Origin of the sequence: Serratia sp. H402Y, from assembly GCF_051172415.1 — a bacterium.
Classification (GTDB): domain Bacteria; phylum Pseudomonadota; class Gammaproteobacteria; order Enterobacterales; family Enterobacteriaceae; genus Serratia; species Serratia ureilytica.
The window spans coordinates 289,697-309,969 of sequence record NZ_JBPIYZ010000002.1 but is presented as its reverse complement, the minus strand read 5'-3'; the positions used below and the strand labels follow the sequence as shown (position 1 = coordinate 309,969).

Annotated in this window: 20 protein-coding genes; 9 read left to right on the top strand and 11 right to left on the bottom strand. The window is 64.5% G+C overall.

Going from position 1 to position 20,273, the window contains the following annotated elements; genetic code table 11:
* Positions 1–32: 32 nt before the first annotated feature.
* The 4 genes from ACSBQS_RS15425 to ACSBQS_RS15410 all read right to left on the bottom strand — a co-directional run bounded on the left by ACSBQS_RS15425 (position 33) and on the right by ACSBQS_RS15410 (position 5,506).
* Entirely contained in the window at positions 33–1,142 is a 1,110-nt protein-coding gene (locus tag ACSBQS_RS15425; protein WP_047025158.1) for a P1 family peptidase, read from the bottom strand.
* Between the two features lie 2 nt (positions 1,143–1,144).
* Positions 1,145–2,521 (bottom strand): APC family permease, encoded by a 1,377-nt coding sequence (locus ACSBQS_RS15420; RefSeq protein ID WP_047025159.1) that lies wholly within the window; start codon positions 2,519–2,521, stop codon positions 1,145–1,147.
* A 125-nt stretch (positions 2,522–2,646) separates the two neighbouring features.
* On the bottom strand, positions 2,647–4,155 hold the full coding sequence (locus ACSBQS_RS15415; RefSeq protein ID WP_434991063.1) for a CoA-acylating methylmalonate-semialdehyde dehydrogenase: 1,509 nt from the start codon (positions 4,153–4,155) through the stop codon (positions 2,647–2,649).
* Between the two features lie 10 nt (positions 4,156–4,165).
* Positions 4,166–5,506, bottom strand: coding sequence for an aspartate aminotransferase family protein (locus ACSBQS_RS15410; protein ID WP_033641748.1), 1,341 nt, complete (start codon positions 5,504–5,506; stop codon positions 4,166–4,168).
* A gap of 135 nt (positions 5,507–5,641) precedes the next feature.
* Between ACSBQS_RS15410 and ACSBQS_RS15405 the strand changes: the two genes are divergently transcribed.
* The gene (locus ACSBQS_RS15405; RefSeq protein ID WP_033651382.1) at positions 5,642–6,571 is read left to right on the top strand and encodes a LysR family transcriptional regulator; all 930 of its coding nucleotides are present in this window, start codon (positions 5,642–5,644) and stop codon (positions 6,569–6,571) included.
* A gap of 135 nt (positions 6,572–6,706) precedes the next feature.
* Here the strand turns inward: ACSBQS_RS15405 and ACSBQS_RS15400 are convergent, their stop codons facing one another.
* Complete coding sequence (locus ACSBQS_RS15400; RefSeq protein ID WP_197666611.1) at positions 6,707–7,834, bottom strand: iron-containing alcohol dehydrogenase; 1,128 nt, start codon at positions 7,832–7,834, stop codon at positions 6,707–6,709.
* Positions 7,835–8,063: 229 nt separating this feature from the next.
* Here ACSBQS_RS15400 and ACSBQS_RS15395 point away from each other — a divergent pair, with 229 nt between their 5' ends.
* From ACSBQS_RS15395 to ACSBQS_RS15385, 3 genes are all read left to right on the top strand, one after another.
* Positions 8,064–8,822 carry a helix-turn-helix transcriptional regulator gene (locus tag ACSBQS_RS15395; RefSeq protein WP_147838156.1) on the top strand — a complete coding sequence of 253 codons (759 nt, stop codon included), beginning with the start codon at positions 8,064–8,066 and terminating at the stop codon, positions 8,820–8,822.
* A gap of 101 nt (positions 8,823–8,923) precedes the next feature.
* Positions 8,924–10,225 (top strand): NAD(P)/FAD-dependent oxidoreductase, encoded by a 1,302-nt coding sequence (locus ACSBQS_RS15390; RefSeq protein WP_033641752.1) that lies wholly within the window; start codon positions 8,924–8,926, stop codon positions 10,223–10,225.
* 18 nt (positions 10,226–10,243) lie between these two features.
* Positions 10,244–10,609: a cupin domain-containing protein gene (locus ACSBQS_RS15385; RefSeq protein WP_015376517.1), complete on the top strand. Its 366-nt coding sequence runs from the start codon at positions 10,244–10,246 to the stop codon at positions 10,607–10,609.
* Between the two features lie 38 nt (positions 10,610–10,647).
* Here the strand turns inward: ACSBQS_RS15385 and ACSBQS_RS15380 are convergent, their stop codons facing one another.
* The 5 genes from ACSBQS_RS15380 to ACSBQS_RS15360 form a co-directional block, all read right to left on the bottom strand.
* Entirely contained in the window at positions 10,648–11,454 is an 807-nt protein-coding gene (locus ACSBQS_RS15380) for an alpha/beta fold hydrolase (RefSeq protein ID WP_197666610.1), read from the bottom strand.
* A 95-nt stretch (positions 11,455–11,549) separates the two neighbouring features.
* On the bottom strand, positions 11,550–12,662 hold the full coding sequence (locus tag ACSBQS_RS15375; protein ID WP_033641755.1) for a class II histone deacetylase: 1,113 nt from the start codon (positions 12,660–12,662) through the stop codon (positions 11,550–11,552).
* Entirely contained in the window at positions 12,659–13,846 is a 1,188-nt protein-coding gene (locus ACSBQS_RS15370; RefSeq protein ID WP_197666609.1) for an MFS transporter, read from the bottom strand. The genes ACSBQS_RS15375 and ACSBQS_RS15370 overlap by 4 nt, the downstream gene beginning before the upstream one ends.
* Positions 13,847–13,985: 139 nt before the next feature.
* The gene (locus tag ACSBQS_RS15365) at positions 13,986–14,633 is read right to left on the bottom strand and encodes a helix-turn-helix transcriptional regulator (RefSeq protein WP_033641757.1); all 648 of its coding nucleotides are present in this window, start codon (positions 14,631–14,633) and stop codon (positions 13,986–13,988) included.
* A gap of 361 nt (positions 14,634–14,994) precedes the next feature.
* The gene (locus ACSBQS_RS15360; protein WP_164106860.1) at positions 14,995–15,159 is read right to left on the bottom strand and encodes a hypothetical protein; all 165 of its coding nucleotides are present in this window, start codon (positions 15,157–15,159) and stop codon (positions 14,995–14,997) included.
* A gap of 96 nt (positions 15,160–15,255) precedes the next feature.
* On the opposite strand from ACSBQS_RS15360, the gene ACSBQS_RS15355 reads away from it, so the two are divergent.
* The 5 genes from ACSBQS_RS15355 to ACSBQS_RS15335 are packed head-to-tail and all read left to right on the top strand — an operon-like array spanning position 15,256 to position 19,693.
* The gene (locus ACSBQS_RS15355) at positions 15,256–16,749 is read left to right on the top strand and encodes an APC family permease (RefSeq protein WP_047025164.1); all 1,494 of its coding nucleotides are present in this window, start codon (positions 15,256–15,258) and stop codon (positions 16,747–16,749) included.
* Positions 16,724–17,314, top strand: a complete 591-nt coding sequence (locus ACSBQS_RS15350; protein WP_033651372.1) for a DUF3156 family protein — start codon at positions 16,724–16,726, stop codon at positions 17,312–17,314. The genes ACSBQS_RS15355 and ACSBQS_RS15350 overlap by 26 nt, the downstream gene beginning before the upstream one ends.
* A complete protein-coding gene (locus ACSBQS_RS15345; protein WP_033641761.1) occupies positions 17,307–18,089 on the top strand; it encodes an SDR family NAD(P)-dependent oxidoreductase in 783 nt (260 codons plus the stop codon). The genes ACSBQS_RS15350 and ACSBQS_RS15345 overlap by 8 nt, the downstream gene beginning before the upstream one ends.
* Before the next feature lie 10 nt (positions 18,090–18,099).
* The gene (locus tag ACSBQS_RS15340) at positions 18,100–18,897 is read left to right on the top strand and encodes a molybdenum cofactor biosynthesis F family protein (protein ID WP_033651371.1); all 798 of its coding nucleotides are present in this window, start codon (positions 18,100–18,102) and stop codon (positions 18,895–18,897) included.
* Positions 18,898–18,901: 4 nt separating this feature from the next.
* Positions 18,902–19,693, top strand: a complete 792-nt coding sequence (locus ACSBQS_RS15335) for an SDR family oxidoreductase (RefSeq protein WP_197666608.1) — start codon at positions 18,902–18,904, stop codon at positions 19,691–19,693.
* Positions 19,694–19,797: 104 nt separating this feature from the next.
* Here the strand turns inward: ACSBQS_RS15335 and hpaR are convergent, their stop codons facing one another.
* Positions 19,798–20,250 (bottom strand): homoprotocatechuate degradation operon regulator HpaR, encoded by a 453-nt coding sequence (gene hpaR / locus ACSBQS_RS15330; RefSeq protein WP_042783637.1) that lies wholly within the window; start codon positions 20,248–20,250, stop codon positions 19,798–19,800.
* Positions 20,251–20,273 lie beyond the last annotated feature (23 nt).

Below are 20,273 nucleotides of genomic sequence, written 5' to 3'. Positions count from 1 at the left end.
ATCAGGGCGCATTAACCCGCGCCCCGCGTTGTTTACCGCCGCCAGCCGGCCTTCTCCAGCGCCGTCACCAGCTGTTCGGCGCTCAACCCTTCCGCCCGATGGCCGTTGCCGCTGACGGTATTGGCCGCCAGCAGCGCATTGACGATCGCCTCTTCCACCGCTTCCGCCGCCGCGGCGAACAGCGCCGAAATGTAGTCGTTGTTCACCATGCGCAGCGGCGTGGTGAAATCGCCTTTATTGGCGTAGTCGGCGGGCGGCAGGCCGTCGTTGCCGGTGGCGAAGGCGATAAAGATATCGCCGCTCGAATCCTCGGTGCCGCCGCCGGTGCGGGCGATGCCGATGCTGGCGCGCTGCGCCAGCCGTGCGCACTGGTGCGGCAGCAGCGGCGCGTCGGTCGCCAGCGCCACCACGATGGAGCCCATGCCGGGATGCGGCAACTGCGGCGTGAACGGCGAGGGGATATGCCCCAGGTGGCGGCCCACCGGGTAACCGCCGACCAGCAGCGACTCGCGCTTGCCGTGGTTGGCCTGCACGATGGCGCCCACCGTCCAGCCGCCTTGATCGGCGGGCAAGCGGCGCGATGCGGTGCCGCTGCCGCCCTTGAATTCATGACAGATCATGCCGCTGCCGCCGCCGACCGCGCCTTCCTGCGGCAAGCCGCCTCGGGCCGCCTGCTGCGCCTGGCGCACGTGCTCGGCCTTGACGTGAAAGCCGTTGATGTCGTTGAGCAGGCCATCGAAGGTTTCCATCACCACCGGCATATTCCAGTACACCGCGTTGTCGCTCGCGGGCAGCGTTTCACGCTCCAGCGCGATCAGCGCATCGCGCACTACCCCCACGCTGTGGGTGTTGGTGAAGGCGATCGGGCTGGTCAACAGGCCCGCTTCTCGCACCCATTCCAGGCCGGTGGCGTCGCCGTTGCCGTTCAGCACGTGTACGCCGGCGAAGCAGGGTGCGTGGCGAGCGGAGCCGGGGCGCGGTTCGATCACCGTCACGCCGGTGCGCACGCTGCGCCCGTCCGCCAAGTCGGCATGAAGGCTGGCATGGCCGACGCGCACGCCGGGCACATCGGTGATGGCGTTCAGCGGGCCGGGCGTGCCCTGGCCGATGGTGATGCCCAGATCCTGAGCGCGCTGCGTCATGGTTATTCTCCTTCTATTGAGGGGGCGGCGAGGGGCGCCGTCTGGCGGCCGCGCAAGTGGTTCAGCGCCAGCCCGAAGCCGATGATGCCGGCAATGATAATAAAGTCTTTCAGGCTGCTGGCGATCAAAATCGTCCACAGCACGTACAGGCAGCACAGCAGCGCCGCCGCCACCGGCAGCGGCCACAGCGGCATCAGGTACGGGTGATGGAAGTGGCGGCGACGGCGGCTGATCAGCGCCGCCACCGCCATGATGATGTACACCAGCAGCAGTAGGATCACGGTGAATGAGGTCAGCGATTCGAGGTCGGAGCAAAACGCCAGCAGCGCCGAGGGAACGCCGAACAGCAGGGTGGCGATCCAGGGGGTGCCGAAGCGCGGGTGGATGATTTTCAGCGCGCGGTTGAACGTCGGCAGCCAGAAGCCGTCGCGCCCGCTGGCGAACATCATGCGGCTGAACTGCGCCACGATGGCGATGATGGCGTTGAATACCGACAGATAGATCGCGCCGCTCACCACCCGCGCCAGCGTCGGGCCGCCGAGCTGGGTGACCACATAACCGACCGGATCGGCCTGTTTGGCCATCTCCGCCAGCGACGGCGAGCCGATCAGCAGGGCGGTGAACGGCACCAGTTCCACCAGCACCACGATGACCAGCGTCAGCATGATCGCGACCGCCATCGGTTTGCCCTGCTCGCGCATATCTTCCGCCATGTACACCGCCGCGCCGTAGCCGTTGTAGGAGAATAGCGCGACCCCGACCATGGCGACGATCAGCGGCAGCGAAACCGGCGCCAGGCTGCCCTGCGCGTCCAGCATCACCGGCGCGGTGAGGATCTCCGCGCTTTGATGCGGATGGCTGAAACCGAGCCAGGCGATCAGCGCCAGCACCGCCACTTCCACCACCAGAAAGGCGCCGGTCAGCAGGGCGTTGGCCTTGATGTTGAAAATGGCGCAGGCGCCGCCGATCAGCACGGTGATCATGCCGGCGGTGGAGGCGTCGAATGAGGTGCCCAGCGCGGTATTCAGATAGGGCACGGCGCCGGTGGCCAGCACCGCCGGCACGAACAGCGCGGCGCTGAGAATAAACAGATAGGTCTGCAACCCGCACAGGGTGCCGAACAGGCGTTTGATGATGCTGTATTCGCCGCCGGCGCTGGGGTGCGCGGCGCCGAGCTCGGCATAGCACAGCGCGATGGTGGCGGCGACGCAGGCGGCGATCAGAAACGACAGAAAGGCGCCGCTGCCGGCGCTGGCGATCGCCAGCGGCGCGATGACGAAGATCGAGCTGGCCGGCGTCACGCCGGAAGCGGTAATCATCACCACGTCGAGGACGCTGAGATTGCCTTTGAAAGTGTGTTCAGGGGCGGACTCTTTCATGGTTAACGACTCCATTAACGTGTGAGTGAGTAATTGTTTTGCTGCACAGGCTGTACGCAGAAATCAAATGGAGCGCGCTAAATGCCGGGGAGCGTTGCTCCCCGGAAGTTTATTGTTCTTATGTGTTACCCCTGCCCCGACGGGAAGCTGAAGCTGGCGCGGCGGGCATCGCCGGAGGCCGGCCAGCGCTGGGTAATGGTCTTGCGTTTGGTGTAGAACCTGACCGCATCCGGGCCGTAGGCGTGCAGATCGCCGAACAGCGAGCGCTTCCAGCCGCCGAACGAGTGGTAGGCCACCGGCACCGGCAGCGCCACGTTGATCCCCACCATGCCGACCTGAATGCTGCTGGAGAAGTGGCGCGCCGCTTCGCCGTCGCGGGTGAACAGGCAGGTGCCGTTGCCGTATTCATGGGCGTCGATCAAGGCCATCGCCTCCTGCAGCGACGCCGCGCGCACCACGCCGAGCACCGGGCCGAAGATCTCCTCCTGATAGATGCGCATGCCGGGCGTCACGCGGTCGAACAGCGTCGGGCCAAGGAAATACCCCTGGCTGGGGCGGCCGTCGGCGTCCGTCACGCGCAGTTCGCGGCCGTCCACCAGCAGCTCGGCGCCTTCGGCCACGCCCTGATCGATATAGCCTTTCACCTTCTGATAATGCTGTTGAGTCACCAGCGGCCCCATGTCGTTGTGGTTGTCGCTGCCGGGGCCGACGCGCATGGCGGCCATCTGTTGCCGCAGCCCGGCGATCAGCGCGTCGGCGGTGCCGTCGCCCACCGCGACCACCAGCGGGATGGCCATGCAGCGCTGGCCGCAGGAGCCGAACGCCGCGCCCATCAGTGCGCCGACCGCGCCGGGGATATCGGCGTCCGGCAGCACCACCGCGTGGTTTTTGGCGCCGCCCAGCGCCTGCACCCGTTTGTTTTGGCCGCAGCCGGTGTGATAGATGTGTTCCGCGACCGGCGTCGAACCGACGAAGCTTATCGCCTTCACGCGTCCGTCATGCAGCAGCGTCTCCACCGCTTCGCGATCGCCGTTGACCACGTTGAGCACCCCCTGCGGCAGCCCGGCCTCCGCCGCCAGCCGCGCGATATACAGCGCGGCGGAAGGGACGCGCTCGGAAGGCTTCAGCACGAAGGTATTGCCGCAGGCGACCGCCATCGGCCACATCCACAGCGGCACCATCGCCGGGAAGTTGAACGGGGTGATGCCCGCTACCACCCCGAGCGGTTGAAACTCGCTCCAGCTGTCGATGCCCGGGCCCGCCTCTTTGCTGTGTTCGCCTTTCAGCAGTTCCGGCACATAGCCGGCGTATTCGATATTCTCGATGCCGCGTTGCAGTTCGCCCAGGGCGTCGCTGAGCACTTTGCCGTGCTCGGCGGTGATCAATTGGCAGATGGCGTCGGCGTGCTGCTCCAGCAGATCCTTGAGCTTCATCATGATGCGCGCGCGCTTCAGCGGCGGCGTGTCGCGCCAGGCGGGGTAAGCCTGCTCGGCGGCGGCGATGGCGCGCTCCACCGTGGCGCGATCGGCCAGCAGCACCTCCTGCGCCGATTGGCCGGTGGCCGGGTCGTAAACCGGCTGGCTGCGTTCGCCGCCGGCGGCGGGTTCGCCGTTGATCCAATGGGTAATGGTCATGGTTCGCTCCTTATTCGGTGGCGTTGAGGGCATCGCCGACGGCGTTGATCAGCGCATCGATCTGCGCTTCGCTGCTGATGAACGGCGGCGCCAGTTGCAGGGTGTCGCCGCCGTAGCGCACGTAAAACCCGCTTTCCCAGCAGCGCATCGCCGCTTCGAAGGGCCGCCGCGCCGGTTCGCCGGGCCGCGCCGCCAGCGTGATGCCGGCCGCCAGGCCGATATTGCGAATGTCGGCGACGTGTTTGGCCCCCTGCAGGCTGTGCACCGCGCGCTCGAAGTAGGGCGCCAGCGCCTGTACGCGCTCCACCATTTGTTCGCGCTGCAGGATGTCCAGCGTCGCCAGCGCCACCGCGCAGCTGACCGGATGGGCGGAGTAGGTGTAACCGTGCGGGAATTCGAGCTGGTAGTCCGGCTCGCCGCCGTTCATGAAGGTTTGGTAGATCTCCGGCCGCACCACCACGGCGCCCATCGGCTGCGCGCCGTTGGTCACCTGTTTGGCGATGTTCATGATGTCCGGCGTGACGCCGAACGCCTCGGCGCCGGTCATCGCGCCGCAGCGGCCGAAGGCGGTGATCACTTCGTCGAAGATCAGCAGAATGTCATGCTGGGTACAGATCTCGCGCAGGCGCTGCAGATAGCCGACCGGCGGCACGATCACACCGGCGGAGCCGGAGAACGGTTCGACGATCACCGCGGCGATCGTCGAGGCGTCGCGCAGCGCGATGATGCGGTTGAGCTCTTCCGCCAGCTCCGCCCCCTGTTGCGGCATACCGCGCGAAAAGGCGTTGCCGGCCAGCAGGGTGTGCGGCAGATGGTCCGCCTCGGCGCCGGCGCCGAACGCCTTGCGGTTGCCGGCGATGCCGCCGACCGAGATGCCGCCGAAGTTAACGCCGTGATAGCCCTTTTCCCGGCCGATAAAGCAGGTTTTGCCCGCCTGGCCTTTGGCGCGCCAGTAAGCGCGCGCCATTTTCAGCGAGGTGTCCGCCGCTTCCGAGCCGGAGCCGGTGAAGAACACGTAATCCAGCCCCGCCGGCGTCAGCGCCTTGATTTTGTTGGCCAGCTCGAACGACAGCGGGTGGCCGAACTGAAACGCCGGCGAGTAATCCAGCGTCGCCAACTGGCGCTGGGCGGCGTCGGTGATTTCCTGCCGGCCGTGCCCCAATCCGCAGCACCACAATCCGGACAGGCCGTCGAAAATCTTTCTGCCGTCGTGGCTGGTGTAATACGCCCCTGCGGCCTGAGTAATGATGCGCGGCTGCGCTTTAAAATTGCGGTTGCCGGTAAAAGGCATCCAATGGGCTTCTAACCCTTCGGCATCGAGACGATTAAGCGAATAATTTTCAGCGGCCATGTTTTCCTCCGGGCAGGAAAATAAGTGCGATTAATTAAATAAAATGAGTTGTTAACGAATTGTTGTGCGAAATTGACTATGTACCGCTTGTTCTCTACTGTGAATAATCATATGTCGAAACTTACTTAAGGTTTTATGCAAGTAAAAAAGCGCGCGTTGCTGGGACAATTGTCGGATATGGATCTGCGTTTGCTGCGGGTATTCAAGGCCGTGGTCGACTGCGGCGGCATGAGCGCCGCCGAACTGGAGCTGAATATCAGCCTGTCGACCATCAGCAAGCACATCAAGGATCTGGAGCAGCGGCTGGGCCTGACGCTGTGCCAGCGCGGGCGCGAGGGCTTTGCGGTCACCGACGAGGGGCTGATTATCTACCAGGAAACCGTCAACCTGCTGGCGGCCACCGAGGCGTTCCGTCGCGGGGTGGACGAGGTGCACCAGCGCATGGGCGGGCAGCTGCACGTGGCGATATTCGACCATACGGTCAGCAATCCGCAGGCGCAGATCGGCCGGGCCATCGCGTTATTCAGCGAGCGCGCGCCGGAGGTTTCTTTGCAAATGTACGTGGAGCCGATTAATACCATTGAACGTGGCGTTATTGACGGGCAATTTCAGGTTGGCGTTATTCCCATGCACCGCAGCGCGGAAAGTTTATCTTATCATTCGTTATTCAGTGAGAGGATGTTCTTATATTGCGGCGCGCAGCATGAATTATTTTCCGCCCGCCATGAAACATTAAATTGGGATCTGCTGCACAATTATGCTTTCGCCGGATTGGGCTACCATTCGCCGAATATGGAACTGAGCCTGCAGCAACATTTGCATCGCAAGGCGACGGGGTTCGCGCAAGAGTCGATCGCCACGCTGATCCTGTCCGGCAAATACGTCGGCTTTTTGCCGGATCACTACGCGGCGTTTTTTGTGGCGCAGAACCTGATGCGGGCGATCAAACCGGCGCTGTTCCGCTATCACTGCGAGTACTCCAGCGTGCTGCGCCGCTCGCCGGTGCCGCAACGGGTGGTGAAGCTGTTCCATGAGTGCCTGCTGGCGGCCCACGGAACAGCGTGACGCTTACTGCTCTTTCTTCTTGCCGAAGATTCTGATCAGCGCGCCGACCAGGATGCCGACCGCGATGCCGGCGAAGATCCAGCCGATGATGCCCATTTCCTTAACTCCTGCTAGTGCGTTGATCTGATTATATAATCATTCGACGCGAAACGCCTCTTCGATCATCCGTTGCCGCTGCGCCGGCGCATAGTCGATCCAGGAATTCTTGCTGTTGGATTTCTCCAGCGCCACCGCCAGCTCCTGGCCGGAAATCGGCAAATCGTCCTGCCAGAACGGCGCGATGGCGTGGCGGGTGATGAAATCGGTCAGGTAGCTCTCCGGGCTGCCCTGCCAGTGCGGGTACAGTCTGGCGGCCAGCTCGGCCATCAGCGCGCGCTGCTGCGGCTGTTCGCTGCTTTCCAACAGGGCGAGGAACGGCAGCAGCAGGCGACCGCAGACCTGCCCGTGGTGGTAGTCGCGCAGCGCGCCGATCTCGCCGGCGATGCCGTGAATGACCCCCAGCCCGGCGGCGCTCAGCGTCAGCCCGCCGAGGTAGGAAGCCTGCATAATGGCTTCGCGCGCCGCGTCGCTGCGGTTAAGCGCCGGCCAGGCGGCGAGGAAGTGGCGGATGCCGCTCAGCGACATATCGCGCGTCATGGCGCCGGCGGTTTTCGACAGATAGGCCTCGAACAGGTGGGTGAAGGCGTCGATGGCGCAGTAGGCCAGCACCTTGTCCGGGGCGCCCGTCAGCAGCTGCGGGTCGAGAATGGCGGTGTGCGGCACGAAGTTGTTATGGCGCAGCGAGGCTTTCACCTTGCTGACCTGGGTATCGGTGATCACCGCGTTCTGGGTCACCTCGCTGCCGGTGCCGGCGGTGGTGGGAATGGCTATCAGCGGCAGGGTGGCGCCGCTGATTTTGCTGTCGCCCACCTTTTCCATATAGCGCAGCGTTGGCAGCGGGTGCTCAACCAGCGCGGAGAACGCTTTGGCGGCGTCCAGCACGCTGCCGCCGCCGATGGCCACCACGCGCCGCGCCTGGCCGCGCCAGCGCGCCACCCAGGCGTCGATTTCCTGCGGCGACGCCTCGTGGCTGACGATTTCGGTGCCGATGAGCAGCGGCGCCAGCGCTTCGCGCAGGCCGGCGTACACCGGGCCGTTGAGAAAAGAGCGGCAGCTGAACAGCAGCGTCGGCTGCGGGTCGGCAAGCAGCAGCGGCGGCAGCTGCTGGATGCTGCCGCGGCCGAACCAGGTCTGGCGGTTGGCGATGATGTGGCTGACGGACATGAGGTCTCCTTGACGGCGTTGCAGGTCGCGATGCCACAGCATAAGCCAGCGGGCGCGGAGCGGCCACCGCTTTCCCCGCCGCGGCAACCTGTGAGTTGTTTAACATGTAAACGATCGCGCTCTTGCATTTCGGCGCTGCGGATGCTTTTTTTAACAGTACCGGCCGTCGTGCGGCCAACCCCATCCGAAATCGGTAGATTGTTAATGTGTTAATAATGGCGAGGCGGGTATGGAAATTCAGGTTGAACGCTTGTCTGCGGTGATCGATGCGGTGGCCAGCCCACGCTTTTATCCCAGCCTGTTGAACTGGCTGGAAGGGTTTTTCGCCTTCGACAACGCCATCGTCTATGCCTTCGAACGCGGCCGGCCGCCGCGCTGCCTGATTAAAACCGAGCGCGAAAACAGCGACGCGGTCAATCAGCTCTACCAGCAGGGCGCCTACCTGCAGGATCCGTTTTACCGCGCGCTGAACGACGGCGGCGAAGGCGAGGTGCTCACGCTGCGCCAGCTGGCGCCCTGCGGGTTTTATCACAGCGACTATTACCGTAATTTTTATCGCAAGACCGGCTGGCACGACGAGGCCGGCGTGCTGCTGCAACTGACGCCGGAGCGCGGGCTGGGCGTCTTTTTCGGTTCGGCGCGCCGCACGGTGGCGGTGCGCTACCCGCAGCGGGCGGATCTGCGCAGCGCGCTGACGCTGGTGAAAAGCGTGGCGCGGCTGCACGGCGAAGTGGTGGTGGCGCCGGCCGAGGCCGCGACGGTGAACGATGACGGCGCCCAGGCGCGCTATCTGCTGACGCCGCGCGAGCGTGAGATTGTCGATCTGATCCTCGCCGGCTGCGGTTCGCAGCAGATTGCCGACCGGCTGTTCATCAGCCTCGGCACGGTAAAAAACCACCGCAAAAACATCTACGGCAAGCTGAACATTGGTTCGCAAGCCGAACTGTTCAGCCTGCTGCTGGCCGCCCCGCAGCGACGCAGCGCGTGAATGTTAATTTTTTGTAGCGAATGTCCCTAAGGGGACATAGCGGACGATCCCACTGCTCCCGATAATCCGATGTCATGGCATAGGCAATCGGGAGTGCGGCAGTGAACAACGAAATCGAGTCCTTAACCTACTACGCGGCGACCAAAAAATACGATCTGCGCTTCCCGACGCTGGAAGAGGATCTGGACGTTGACGTGGTGATCATCGGCGGCGGCTTCTCCGGCATCAACACCGCGCTGGAGCTGGCGGAGAAGGGCATCACCAACATCGCCATTCTCGAGGGCCGCTATCTGGGCTACGGCGGCACCGGGCGCAACGGCGGCCAGGTGATGGCCGGCATCGGCCACGATCTGGAGAAGATCAAACGCCACGTCGGCCCGTCCGGGCTGGAAACCATCTTCAAGATCAGCAACCTCGGCGCCGGCATTATCCGCGAGCGCATCAAGAAATATGACATCGACGCCGACTTCTGCTTCGGTTACGGCTACCTCGGCAGCAATGCGCGCCAGGAGAAGACCCTGCGCGGCTGGCTGAAGGAGTTCAGGGCGGTGGCGCCGCAGGAAGAGATCGAACTCTACACCGGCGCGGAAGTGAAGCAGGTGGTGGGCTCTGACGCCTACACCTGCGCGCTGAAACACATGGGCGGCGGCCACGTGCATTCGCTTAACCTGTTGCTGGGCGAGGCCAAGGCGCTGAGCGGCTACGGGGTGAAAATCTTCGAGAACAGCAGCGTGCTCGACGTGGAGTATGGCCCGCGCATCACGGTGCGCACCGCCATGGGCTCGGTGCGCGCCAACAAGATGCTGTGGGCCTGCAACGGCTTTCTCAACGGCATGGAGCCGCAGATCTACCGCAAGACTATCAATACCTACGCCTTCCAGCTGGCCACCGAGCCGCTGTCTGACGATCTGATCCGTCAGATCAGCCCGATCCGCGGCGCCTACAGCGACATCCGCCCGGTGATCGACTATTACCGGGTGACCAACGAGAATCGGCTGCTGTTCGGCAGCGCCACCCGCCTGATCGAATATTTCCCGTCGGATCTCAAGGCCTGGAACCGCAACCTGATGCTGAAGGTGTTCCCGTACCTGAAAGACGTGAAGATCGATCTGGCCTGGGGCGGCCCGCTGTGCTGCAGCGCCAACCTGTTCCCGCAGATCGGCACGCTGCCGGATCGCGACAACGTGTTTTACGTGCAGGGCTACTCCGGCTTCGGCGTGACGCCGAGCCACATCGTGTGCAAGGTGCTGGCGGAGGGCATGAGCGAAGGATCCGATCGTTACGATCTGATGAGCTCGATCCCGCACGTCAACATCTTCGGCAAAGACAAGCTGCGGCGGGTGATGACCACCGCCGGCAAGGTTTGGCACCAGACATCCGGCTACTGGAAAGGCCGCCGTTAACCCTCAGAGGAGAATCACATGAAACCGTTACTGCTTAAACAACCGCTGCCGGAACTGCTGGAGATCGGCAGCGTCAGCAACCTGGGCGCCACGGTGATCGCCGGCACGCCGAACGTCGGCGTGGCCAGCATCTTCGGCGAACCGACCGACAACCTGAACTGCGGCGTGTTCAGCTGCACCCGCGGCAGCTTCGTGATGGAGTACCCGTTCGCCGAGCACGCCACGGTGTGGGAAGGCAGCGCCACCCTGACCAACGAACGCACCGGCGAGTCGGTGCAGTATCAGGCCGGCGACTCCTGGTTCGTCGAGAAGGGCACCCCGGTGCGTTGGGACATCACCTCGGACCGCTTCGTCAAACACTACCTCGCCATCGTCGAGGGCTGACGCTTTTATGCCCCCTCAGCATGCTGAGGGGGAGCACCTTAGCCCAGCGCCCGCGCAATAAAATCGGTCACCCGCTTGAGGATCTGATCCTTATTGGTTTCGTTAAAGCTCTCGTGCCGCCCGCCTGCATTGATCAGCTGTTCGAAGTCGTCGCCCCGCAGACGGTCGAGCGCGGTTTGCGTTTCGCTCATCAGCACCAGCCGATCGTCGTCGCCGTGGATCCACAGCGTGGGCAGCGCGCCGAAGCCCGGCCCGGCGTTGATGGCGGCGAGCATCCGCTGCATGGCGCGCAGGGTGGGGCGCTTGAACGGCCCGTGCCACACCAGCGGATCCTCCTGATAGGCCGCGCCGACCGCCGGATCGCGCGCCAGGGTGGCGGTATCCAGCGGCGCGTCGGGGATCGTCGGCAGTTCGGCCAGATCGGAAATCGCCGTTCTGTCGCCGAGCAGCGGGCCGGACAGCACCAGCGCGCGCACCTCCTCGCCATGGCGCTGCACGTAGCGGGTGGCGATCATGCCGCCCATCGAGTGGCCGATCACCACCAGCGGCAAGGTGGGATATTGCTGCCGGAAATGGCTGACCACGCGCTGCACGTCGTCGACCACGGCGTCATAATCATCGATCAGCACGCGTTCGCCCTGCGACAGACCGTGGCCGAGATGGTCGGGGCCGAACACCCGCGCGCCCTGCGCCTGCAGCGTGCGCGCCACGTATTGATAGCGGCCGAGGTGCTCGCCGTAGCCGTGCACCAGCAACGCCAGATAGCGCGGCTTGTCGTTTCCCCAGTCGTGCACGGCGATATCGCCATGACGGCCTTTGATAAAGCTGACGGTTTGTTCGGACATGTTATTGTTCTCATGGTGGTAGGGTTGCCCTTCAGCGTAGCGGCTGGCGGCGAGGTTGTCAGGGGCGCCGGGTGCGGCGCCCGCAGAGAGGGGGATTACAGGCCGAACTGGCGCGCCAACGCGTCGAGCGCTTCACGCTGGAAGCGGTTGAACGCGTCGCGCGGCTGCTGTTGCTGGATGAACGCCAGCAGCGGATCCTGTACTTCCGTGCGCACGCCGCTCAGCTGTTCCATCACCGCCAGCCCGCAGAACGGCACGTAGGATTCGGCGTAGCCGCCTTCATGCACCATCACCAGTTTGCCGCCGCACAGCCGATCGGCGGCCTCCTGCACCAGCGCGGTCATGGCGCGGAAGCTGTCGCTGTGCAGCTGCATGCGCGCCAGCGGATCGAGCGCGTTGGCGTCGTAACCGCAGGCGACGATGATCATTTCCGGCTCGAATTTTTCCAGCGCCGGGATGATGATGCGCCGCATGGCGTGCAGGTAGCCGTCGTCGCCGGCGCCGGCCAGCATCGGCACGTTGACGTTGCAGCCCGCCCCGGCGCCTTCACCGCGATCCTGTTCGCCGGAATAGCCCGCCGGGAAGCAGCCGTCCTGATGCAGCGACAGCGTCAGCACGTCGCCGCGCCGCCAATAGATGTGCTGGGTGCCGTTGCCGTGGTGCACGTCCCAGTCGAGCACCGCCACTTTTCCGAGGCCGTAACGGGCCTTGGCGCGCTCGATGGCGATCGGGATATTGGCCAGGAAGCAGAAGCCCATCGATTGATCCGGCAGGCAGTGGTGGCCCGGCGGGCGCGACAGCGCATAGGCATTATCCAGCTCTCCCTGCAGCACCGCCTCCACCGCCGCACAGGCCAGCCCGGCGGAGAGTTTGGCGATTTCATAGCTGCCCGGCCCCAGCGGCGCCTCTTCCCCCAGCAGGCCGCCGCCGCTGTCGCTCACCTGTTTGAAGCGCTGCAGATAGTGGGCGGGGTGGATGCGCAGCAGGTCTTCTTCCGTCGCTGGTTCGGCGCTCAGCAGGGTGAGCTGGCGCGACAGGCCGGATACGTCCATCAGGTTCTTCATACGCCGTTTGGTTTCCGGCGACTCGGCGTGGCCGGCGCCCGAGGGCGGTTGTACCCAGCCGCCGACCGGCAGGGTGGTGGCGTGCAGGCCGGTGCTGTGCCAGAAACAGCGTTCATCAAACAAGAAACCGGTTGTTCTTTTCACCTTTCTCCTCCTGTTATACGGCGCGGTGCGCGCGGTGAAGCCAGCGAAATCAACAGCAGCGACAGCAGCGCGCAGCCCAGCGCGCCAAACAGCAAGGCGTTGAAACCGCCGGAAGATTCGATCAGAGAGCCGGCCAGCGTCGGACCGATGGCCATGCCGCCGCCGATCACCAGGTTGATGCCGTTCATCAGCTTGCCGTCGTTATCCAACCCGGCGACCCGCGCCAGAATGAACGGCAGCACGAAGGTCCAGGTGAATTTGAACAGCAGGGCCGCCAGGGCGAAGCGCAGCAGCAGGGGCTGGCCCGTCAGCAGCGCCACGCTGGCCAGCAGCAGGGCATATCCCAGCACGATCAGGCGTCCGCCGCCGAAGCGCGCGCCGATCAGCGCCGCGGCCCCCGCGCCGACGATGCCGAGCAAGGTGGCGACGGCCAGCACCTGGCCGCTGTGGGCCGGCGACAGCCCGGCGCCGGCGGCGATGCCGCCGATAAAGGTCCAGACCGCGCTCAGGCTGATGTAAAAGGTCAGCACCGCCAGCACGGCGCACAGCTTGCGCGCCAGCGAGGCGGCGGGGCCGCTGCGGGCGGTGCGGGCGGCGGTGAAACCGTTGGGGAACGCCGGGATGAGCGGCAGGCAGCACAGCATGATGGCGGCCAAAATCAGGTAGACCGCCATCAGGCCGAAGTGCGCAAACAGCGGTGGCAGCACCAGCAGCCCGACCGCACCCAGCACCAGCTGGCCGAGCACCCAGAAGGCATAGACGCGGCTGGGATTGGCGGTGCCGGCAGCGCAGGTGATGCACAGGATCATCAGGGTGCCGCCCGCCAGCGAGGCGATGAAGCGCAGCGGCAGCAGCAGGGTGAAATCCTGCACCAGCGCCGAAGCCAGGTTGCCGGCGATAAACACCAGCGCCGACAGCGTAGCGACCCGCCGCCAGTTGATGCGCCCGATCCACCACCACGCCGGCAGCGTGGCCAGGCTCATGGCGCCGAGTTCGGTGGAGAACAGATGGCCGATCTGCGCCGGGCCGAGCTGCCACTGAGTAGCGAGCTGGGCGGCCACGGCGGGGGCGGTCATCAGAATGCCCGGCGTGATGGCGGCGAAGACGATAATGGCGGTCAACAGCCGCGGCGGGCAGGGGAGCGCCGTGCCGACGGCGGGCGCGGAAACCGAATCACTGGACATAAACCTTTTCCCCGAGCGTTGAGTGACGATGAAATATCCCGCCCGGCCCGATTGCGGGCAGGGGGAGGCCGCGCCATAAATGGCGAATACGTTATGGCGTTATTTTCCGGCCGTCGGCAGCGGCGGCCGTTATCGGGCGTTAACCGTGGGCGAGAAAGCCGCTGGCGACCAGTTCGGTGCGGTTCACCACGTCGGTTTTGGCGAAAATGTTGCGCATATGGGTTTTCACCGTGGACAGCGAAATGCCCAGCTTCAGGGCGATGCGCTTATTGCTGGCGCCTTCGCGCACCAGGTTGACGATCTCTTGTTCCTTGGCGGTCAGCAGCTGCGCCTCGCTGTCGGGCAGCAGATCGCGCGTCGCCAGCTCAATCAGCGGCAGCACCGCGCGCAGGCGGCCGCGCTCCAATTCGGTAAACGGCGTATCGCGGATCAACGACACCCCGGCGACGATGCGTTTGCGTTGGCGAATGAAAATCTCCGTCATGTCGCGCATGTCGTTCGGCAGCATAAAGTCGTGGTAATAGCGGCGGTTGTCGGCGATCGCCGCCGGGCTCATGCCGACCATGGTGATGTCTTGCCGATGGAAGTTGGCCGGCTGCAGCGGGTCTATTTGCTGAAAGTGGTTCAGGTATTGCTGATGCGTTTTATCGGGCATGCCGTGCAGGATGTAGTGATCCGGCCGCAGGTCGCGATCGACCAGATAAAACACCCCGGCGGACACCGGGATCAGGTGCGTGATGGTCGCCAAACAACTGTTGATAAAGGCATCGGATGCTGTGCTGTGCATGATTCGTGTTCCTCCCTTTATCGTTCAATCTGGAGAATGTTGGCGGTCAATATATGAACGATACAAGCATAGTTGTAGCAATTTGGCAACACAATAAAAACATATTAACAACGTGAGGCCTATTGCAATAAAACACAGAAATAACAAGATGACACTGCAATGGTCAGGGGTTTTCAGGTCGGATTTTCTGCGGTTTTCATTAATAGGTTAATGAAATAATTCACCGCTTTTCCCGCTGAATTTACAGCGCTTTTCACTGCTTGCCTGGGCGAAGCCCTCGCCGCCCAGCGCGTGCTACAACCGGCGCGACCGTCGCCGTCCCTCGTTCTTAAGAACGATAGCCAGGCTTTTCCACCGCTTCCTACACTGCGAATTGAAGATAGCGCCAGGCGGCGCCAAACGTATAAGACGAAAAAATGATGACCTTGCTTGGGCTGAGCCGATCCGCTTCATGCTGAGCGAGCGCGCCGCCGTGAGCGCGGCCGCAGGTTGAAACCGTCTCGTCCTTAAGGACGATAGTCAGCATTTTCCTTTCCTCTCTATAGTGAGATGACCGCCGCTGGCGGTGAAAAACCTGCAAGCACCTGCATGCATCAGGCCAAAACTATAAGAGGAAATAACCATGAACCTGTCGTCGCGGTTGCACGCCCACCTGGCTCGAGGCAAGGTCGGCTTTCCCACCACCCTGGCCAGTTCGGTCGGGGTGATCATGGCCAGCCCGGTGATTCTGACGGTCACCAGCGGCTTCGGCATCGGCGGCGACACCTTCGCGCTGGCGATGCTGATCGCCTTCATCATGATGCAGGCGCAGCTCACCACCTTCTCCGAAGCGGCGGCGCTGTTGCCGACCTCCGGTTCGGTTTACGACTACATCTCCTGCGGCATGGGGCGCTTTTTCGCCATCACCGGCGCGCTGTCGGCCTACCTGATCGTGCACATCTTCGCCGGCACCGCCGAGACCATTCTCTCCGGCATCATGGCGCTGGTGAACTTCGAGCATCTCAACACCCTGATGGAAAGCCACAACGCCTCCTGGATGGTCGGCGTCGGGCTGGTCGTCGTGTTCGGCCTGCTCAACGCGTTCGGCATCGAGGCCTTCGGCAAGGCGGAGATCGTGCTGACCTTCGCCATGTGGAGCACGCTGGTGATTTTTGGCATCGTCGGGCTGCTGTCGCCGCATGCGGTGCCGCTCGAAGGCTGGTTCGGCAGCACGTTGAACCTGAACGATCCCTTCGCGGTATTCAGCCTGATCGGCATGGCGATGTTCATGTTCGTCGGCTGTGAGCTGGTGACGCCGATGGCGCCGGAGATCAAACGCTGCGATCGGGTGATCCCGCGCGCGATGGCGCTCGGGCTGTGCGGCGTGGCGGTGTGCATGGCGCTGTATGGCGCGGCGCTCAGCCACCAGGTGGAAAACGTGGTAATCGACGCCGCCAGCGGCACGCGCCTGCTGGAAACGCCGATGGCCATCCCGGCGTTCGCCGGCCAGGTGATGGGCCAGTTCGGCAAATACTGGCTGGGCGTCGGCCTGCTGCTGGCGGGCGCAGCAACCATTAACACGCTGATGGCGGCGGTGCCGCGCATTCTGTACGGCATGGCGCTGGACGGCGCGCTGCCGCGCATGTTCGCCTATCTGCACCCGCGCTTTAAAACGCCGGTGGTCGGCATTCTGGTGGCGGTGTTAATCCCCTGCGTACACGCCTTCGCCATTCAGGGCAACCTCGACAGGATCATTCCGCTGGTGCTGGCGGCGGTGTGCGCCTGGGGCGTGGCCTACCTGCTGGTGACCTGCTCGGTGGTGCTGCTGCGCCTGCGCCGCCCCGATCTGCCGCGCGCCTATAAATCGCCGTGGTTCCCGCTGCCGCAGATCGTCTCCAGCGTCGGCATCGTGCTGGCCATCGTCTACATCACGCCGCCGGGGATGAACCCGCGCGACGTCTACATTCCCTTCGGCTGGATGATCGGCCTGACCGCCGCCTATGCGCTGTTCTGGACGCTGTGCGTGCAGAAAGTGAATCCGTTCAAGCCGGTGCCGGTCGAGCAGGTGCTGGAGAACGCGTTCGCCAAGGGCGAAAACGAGGAGGCGCAGTTTGATCGGCTTACTTCCCTCACTTAATCGCGCCTGGCGGCGAGCGCCATCGGGCTATCGGCCGGGCGCCGCGCTGGATCGTCTGGCGCGCAACCTGGAACCCTACGCGTGCGAACGCCTGGCGCCGGGCCTGCTGCGGCTGACGCTGCCGCAGGGGCCGCAGATCGAGGTCAGCGAACAGGTGCAGGGGCTGTTTATGGCGCATATCGTCAGCCACCGCTTTCGGTTGCAGGGCACGTGCACAGCGCAGCCTCCGCTGACGCTGGACGTGGTGGCCGGCGGCTGGCTGCGGCGGCGCGGAGTGCGCTATCTGCTGCGCCAGCGCCATGCGGCCGCGCGGCGGCTGTTGGACGGTCTGCTGCGCTACCCGCAGATCGGCGAGACGCTGGCGCAGCTGGATTTTCGCCGCGTGCGGCTGACGGTGAGCGACGGGCGCTGGCAGGCGGATATCGAGCATTTCGCCGCCTCGGAGGTGGTCAGCCGCGTGCCGGCCGGCCGCCGCTATCTGCGGCTGGATGCCGAACAGCGGCGGTTGCTGTTGAGCAGCCTGCTGATGATCGGCCAACTGATGGAGAAGCTGAATCATGAATAGAGTGGTTGTGATTACCGGCGGCGGCACCGGCGTCGGCGCCGCCTGCGCCCGTTTGCTGGCGGCGCAGGGCGATCGGGTGTTCATCATCGGCCGCCGCCCGGAACCGTTGGCGGCGCTGGCGCAAGAGATCGGCGCGCAGGCGCTGGTGGGCGACGCCGCCAGCGGCGAGAGCTGGGCCCACACGCTGCTGCCGGCGATTCTGCGCGACGCCGGGCGCATCGACTGCCTGATCGGCAGCGCCGGCGGCATGGGCTTCAAGCGCATTACCGAGATGAGCGACGCGCAGTGGCAAGGGGCGATGGACAGCAACCTCAACAGCGCTTTCGCCAGCGCGCGCGCCTGCCTGCCGGAACTGATTAAAAGTGGCGGCAACCTGCTGTTCGTCGCGTCGATCGCCTCGCTGGCCGCCGGGCCGGAGGTCTGCGGCTACGTCACCGCCAAGCACGCGCTGATCGGCCTGATGCGTTCCATCGCCCGCGACTATGGCCCGCTGGGCGTGCGCGCCAACGCGGTGTGCCCGGGCTGGGTGACTACGCCGATGGCGGACGAAGAGATGCAGCTGTTGATGGACGCCCATCAGATTTCGCTGGAGCAGGCTTACCAGATGGTCTGCCGCGACGTGCCGCTGCGCCGGCCGGCCAGCGCCGAGGAGATCGCCCGCGTCTGCCGTTTCCTCTGTTCCAGCGAAGCCTCAATCATTACCGGCGCGGCGCTGGTGGCCGACGGCGGCTCCACCATTGTCGATGTGCCGACCCTGGCTTTCACTTCCCTATAAGGAGCATTCCATGAGTTCAGAAGCGGTATTCATTCAGGTTGGCGCGCTGGCGGAAGGCTTTGCGCCGCACAGCAATACGCTGGAACGCCAGCACGGCCTGGCGGGCACCACGCTGACGCTGCGTTTCAGCGACGGCGCGACGCAGCGCTGTCGGTTTACCGATGCGCAGACGCTGGAGTGGGGGGAGCGGCGCGGTATCGCCTATCGCGCCACCAGCATTCGCCCCGGCGTGCTGTTCATCGATTTTCTCGATCCCGCCCGCGCCAACGCCAGCATTACGCTGGTGTGCGACCGCAATCAGGGCAACTTCACTGCGGTATACGGCCAACTGCCGGACGAAGCGCAGGCGCGGCTCGACGCCTTCAGCCGGGTGGAGCAGGGGCTGCCGCTGACCGCGGTCGAGGCCGAATTCCGCTTCGGCACGCTGGATGACGCCGACGCGGCGCCGCCGGGCTTTACCGATGAGCTGATCGGCATGCGCAACATGTACACCTACAGCCCGACCGAACGGTACGAGCACATCTACCTGAACGACAACTTCTACGCCTGGCAGTGTCTGGACGGAGTGGAGAAGGGGCTGGCGGACGTCGATCGCTGCCACTACGTGAAGGTGGCGGAGCAGCTTTATCTGTTCGTCTGGCGCGAGAAGATCATTCCGACGCTGGGCGTGGTGATGATCGATCTGCAGGGCATGCGCACCGACGGCAAGATCCTCGGTTATCAGGGCAGCGATTTCAGCGCGCTGAGCAACTTTGCGGTCGGTGCCCACGCACAGGTGCTGAACACCACGCGCCACCCGCGAGGATAGGCCGATGAACGCAACCTATGCGGCCGACGCCTTCGCCGGGCAGGCGGTGCTGGTGACCGGCGGCGCTCAGGGCATTGGGCTGGCGATCGTCAGCGCCTTCGCCCGGCTGGGCGCCGAGGTGACGATCGCGGACGTGCAGCTGCCGCAGGCGCAGGCGGCGGCGCAAACGCTGCGGGGCGAAGGGTGGAAAGTGCAGGCGCTGGCCTGCGATCTGGCCGAGCCGGGGCAGATTGCCGAGTTGGTGGCGGCGGTGGGCGAGCGGCACCAACGGCTGGACGTGGTGATCCACAACGCCGCCTATTTTCCGCTGACGCCGTTCGCCGCCATCGACGCGGCCCTGTTGCAACGCACGCTGAGCGTCAATCTGATGGCGCCGTTCTTTCTGGCGCAGGCGGCGCTGCCGTGGATGCGCCGCGCCGGCGGCGGCAGCCTGCTGGTGACCTCGTCGGTGACCGGCCCGCGGGTGGCGTATCCGGGACTGGCGCATTACGCCGCCTCCAAGGCCGGGGTAAACGGCTTTATTCGCGCGGCGGCGCTGGAGTTGGCGGCGGAGAACATTCGCGTCAACGGCGTGGAGCCGGGGATGATCCGCACGCCGGCGATGGCCAACCTGGGCGACGCGCAGGTGAATCAGGCGATCGCCGCCGCGGTGCCGCTCGGGCGGCTGGGGGAACCGGAAGACATCGCCGCGGCGATGGTGTTTCTCGCCTCGCCGGCGGCGGCCTACATCACCGGCCAGACGCTGGTGGTGGACGGCGGCGCGCTGTTGCCGGAAACGAATGCTCTGCTTACTTGACGTAGCCACGCACCCCAGTCGCTTACTTGAGTAAGCGACTGGGGATTTACGCCTTGGCCGCCTGGCTGCAACGCCAATTAATGTGAGAATTCCGGTTGGTTAAATCACTTCTTGGCGGGATGCGCGGTGACGTTGGCGGGCAGGCTGTCGCCCAGGGTGATCAGCTCGTCCAGCAACGTCATCAGCTGGTCCATTTTTTGCCGCGAAAAGGCGGCTTCAATCTCGGCGTAGCCTTGCTCCACCTGATGGCGCGCCACTTCATACAGCTCCTGACCCTGCTGGGTCAGCGACACGTACAGCTTGCGCTGATCGTTAACCGGTTTAAGGCGGAAGATCAGCTTGTCGCGCTCCATGCGCGACAGAATGCCGGTCAGGCTGGGACGCAGGATGCAGGTTTCCGCCGCCAGTTCGTGGAATTCGATCGAACGGCTGTTGGCCAGCACGCGGATGATGCGCCACTGCTGCTCGGTGAGATTGTGGCTTTTCAGGATCGGGCGGAAGAACCCCATGGCGGTTTCACGCGCCTGCAGCAGGGCGATGGTTAACGATTCATGCATAAGTTTGGCCTTAGCTATCAAGG

Coding starts and splice junctions, on each gene's coding strand:
- ACSBQS_RS15425 (WP_047025158.1), bottom strand. CDS start 1,142: ATGACGCAGCGCGCTCAGGATCTGGGCATCACCATCGGCCAGGGCACG.
- ACSBQS_RS15420 (WP_047025159.1), bottom strand. CDS start 2,521: ATGAAAGAGTCCGCCCCTGAACACACTTTCAAAGGCAATCTCAGCGTC.
- ACSBQS_RS15415 (WP_434991063.1), bottom strand. CDS start 4,155: ATGACCATTACCCATTGGATCAACGGCGAACCCGCCGCCGGCGGCGAA.
- ACSBQS_RS15410 (WP_033641748.1), bottom strand. CDS start 5,506: ATGGCCGCTGAAAATTATTCGCTTAATCGTCTCGATGCCGAAGGGTTA.
- ACSBQS_RS15405 (WP_033651382.1), top strand. CDS start 5,642: ATGCAAGTAAAAAAGCGCGCGTTGCTGGGACAATTGTCGGATATGGAT.
- ACSBQS_RS15400 (WP_197666611.1), bottom strand. CDS start 7,834: ATGTCCGTCAGCCACATCATCGCCAACCGCCAGACCTGGTTCGGCCGC.
- ACSBQS_RS15395 (WP_147838156.1), top strand. CDS start 8,064: ATGGAAATTCAGGTTGAACGCTTGTCTGCGGTGATCGATGCGGTGGCC.
- ACSBQS_RS15385 (WP_015376517.1), top strand. CDS start 10,244: ATGAAACCGTTACTGCTTAAACAACCGCTGCCGGAACTGCTGGAGATC.
- ACSBQS_RS15380 (WP_197666610.1), bottom strand. CDS start 11,454: ATGTCCGAACAAACCGTCAGCTTTATCAAAGGCCGTCATGGCGATATC.
- ACSBQS_RS15370 (WP_197666609.1), bottom strand. CDS start 13,846: ATGTCCAGTGATTCGGTTTCCGCGCCCGCCGTCGGCACGGCGCTCCCC.
- ACSBQS_RS15365 (WP_033641757.1), bottom strand. CDS start 14,633: ATGCACAGCACAGCATCCGATGCCTTTATCAACAGTTGTTTGGCGACC.
- ACSBQS_RS15360 (WP_164106860.1), bottom strand. CDS start 15,159: ATGCTGACTATCGTCCTTAAGGACGAGACGGTTTCAACCTGCGGCCGC.
- ACSBQS_RS15355 (WP_047025164.1), top strand. CDS start 15,256: ATGAACCTGTCGTCGCGGTTGCACGCCCACCTGGCTCGAGGCAAGGTC.
- ACSBQS_RS15345 (WP_033641761.1), top strand. CDS start 17,307: ATGAATAGAGTGGTTGTGATTACCGGCGGCGGCACCGGCGTCGGCGCC.
- ACSBQS_RS15340 (WP_033651371.1), top strand. CDS start 18,100: ATGAGTTCAGAAGCGGTATTCATTCAGGTTGGCGCGCTGGCGGAAGGC.
- ACSBQS_RS15335 (WP_197666608.1), top strand. CDS start 18,902: ATGAACGCAACCTATGCGGCCGACGCCTTCGCCGGGCAGGCGGTGCTG.
- hpaR (WP_042783637.1), bottom strand. CDS start 20,250: ATGCATGAATCGTTAACCATCGCCCTGCTGCAGGCGCGTGAAACCGCC.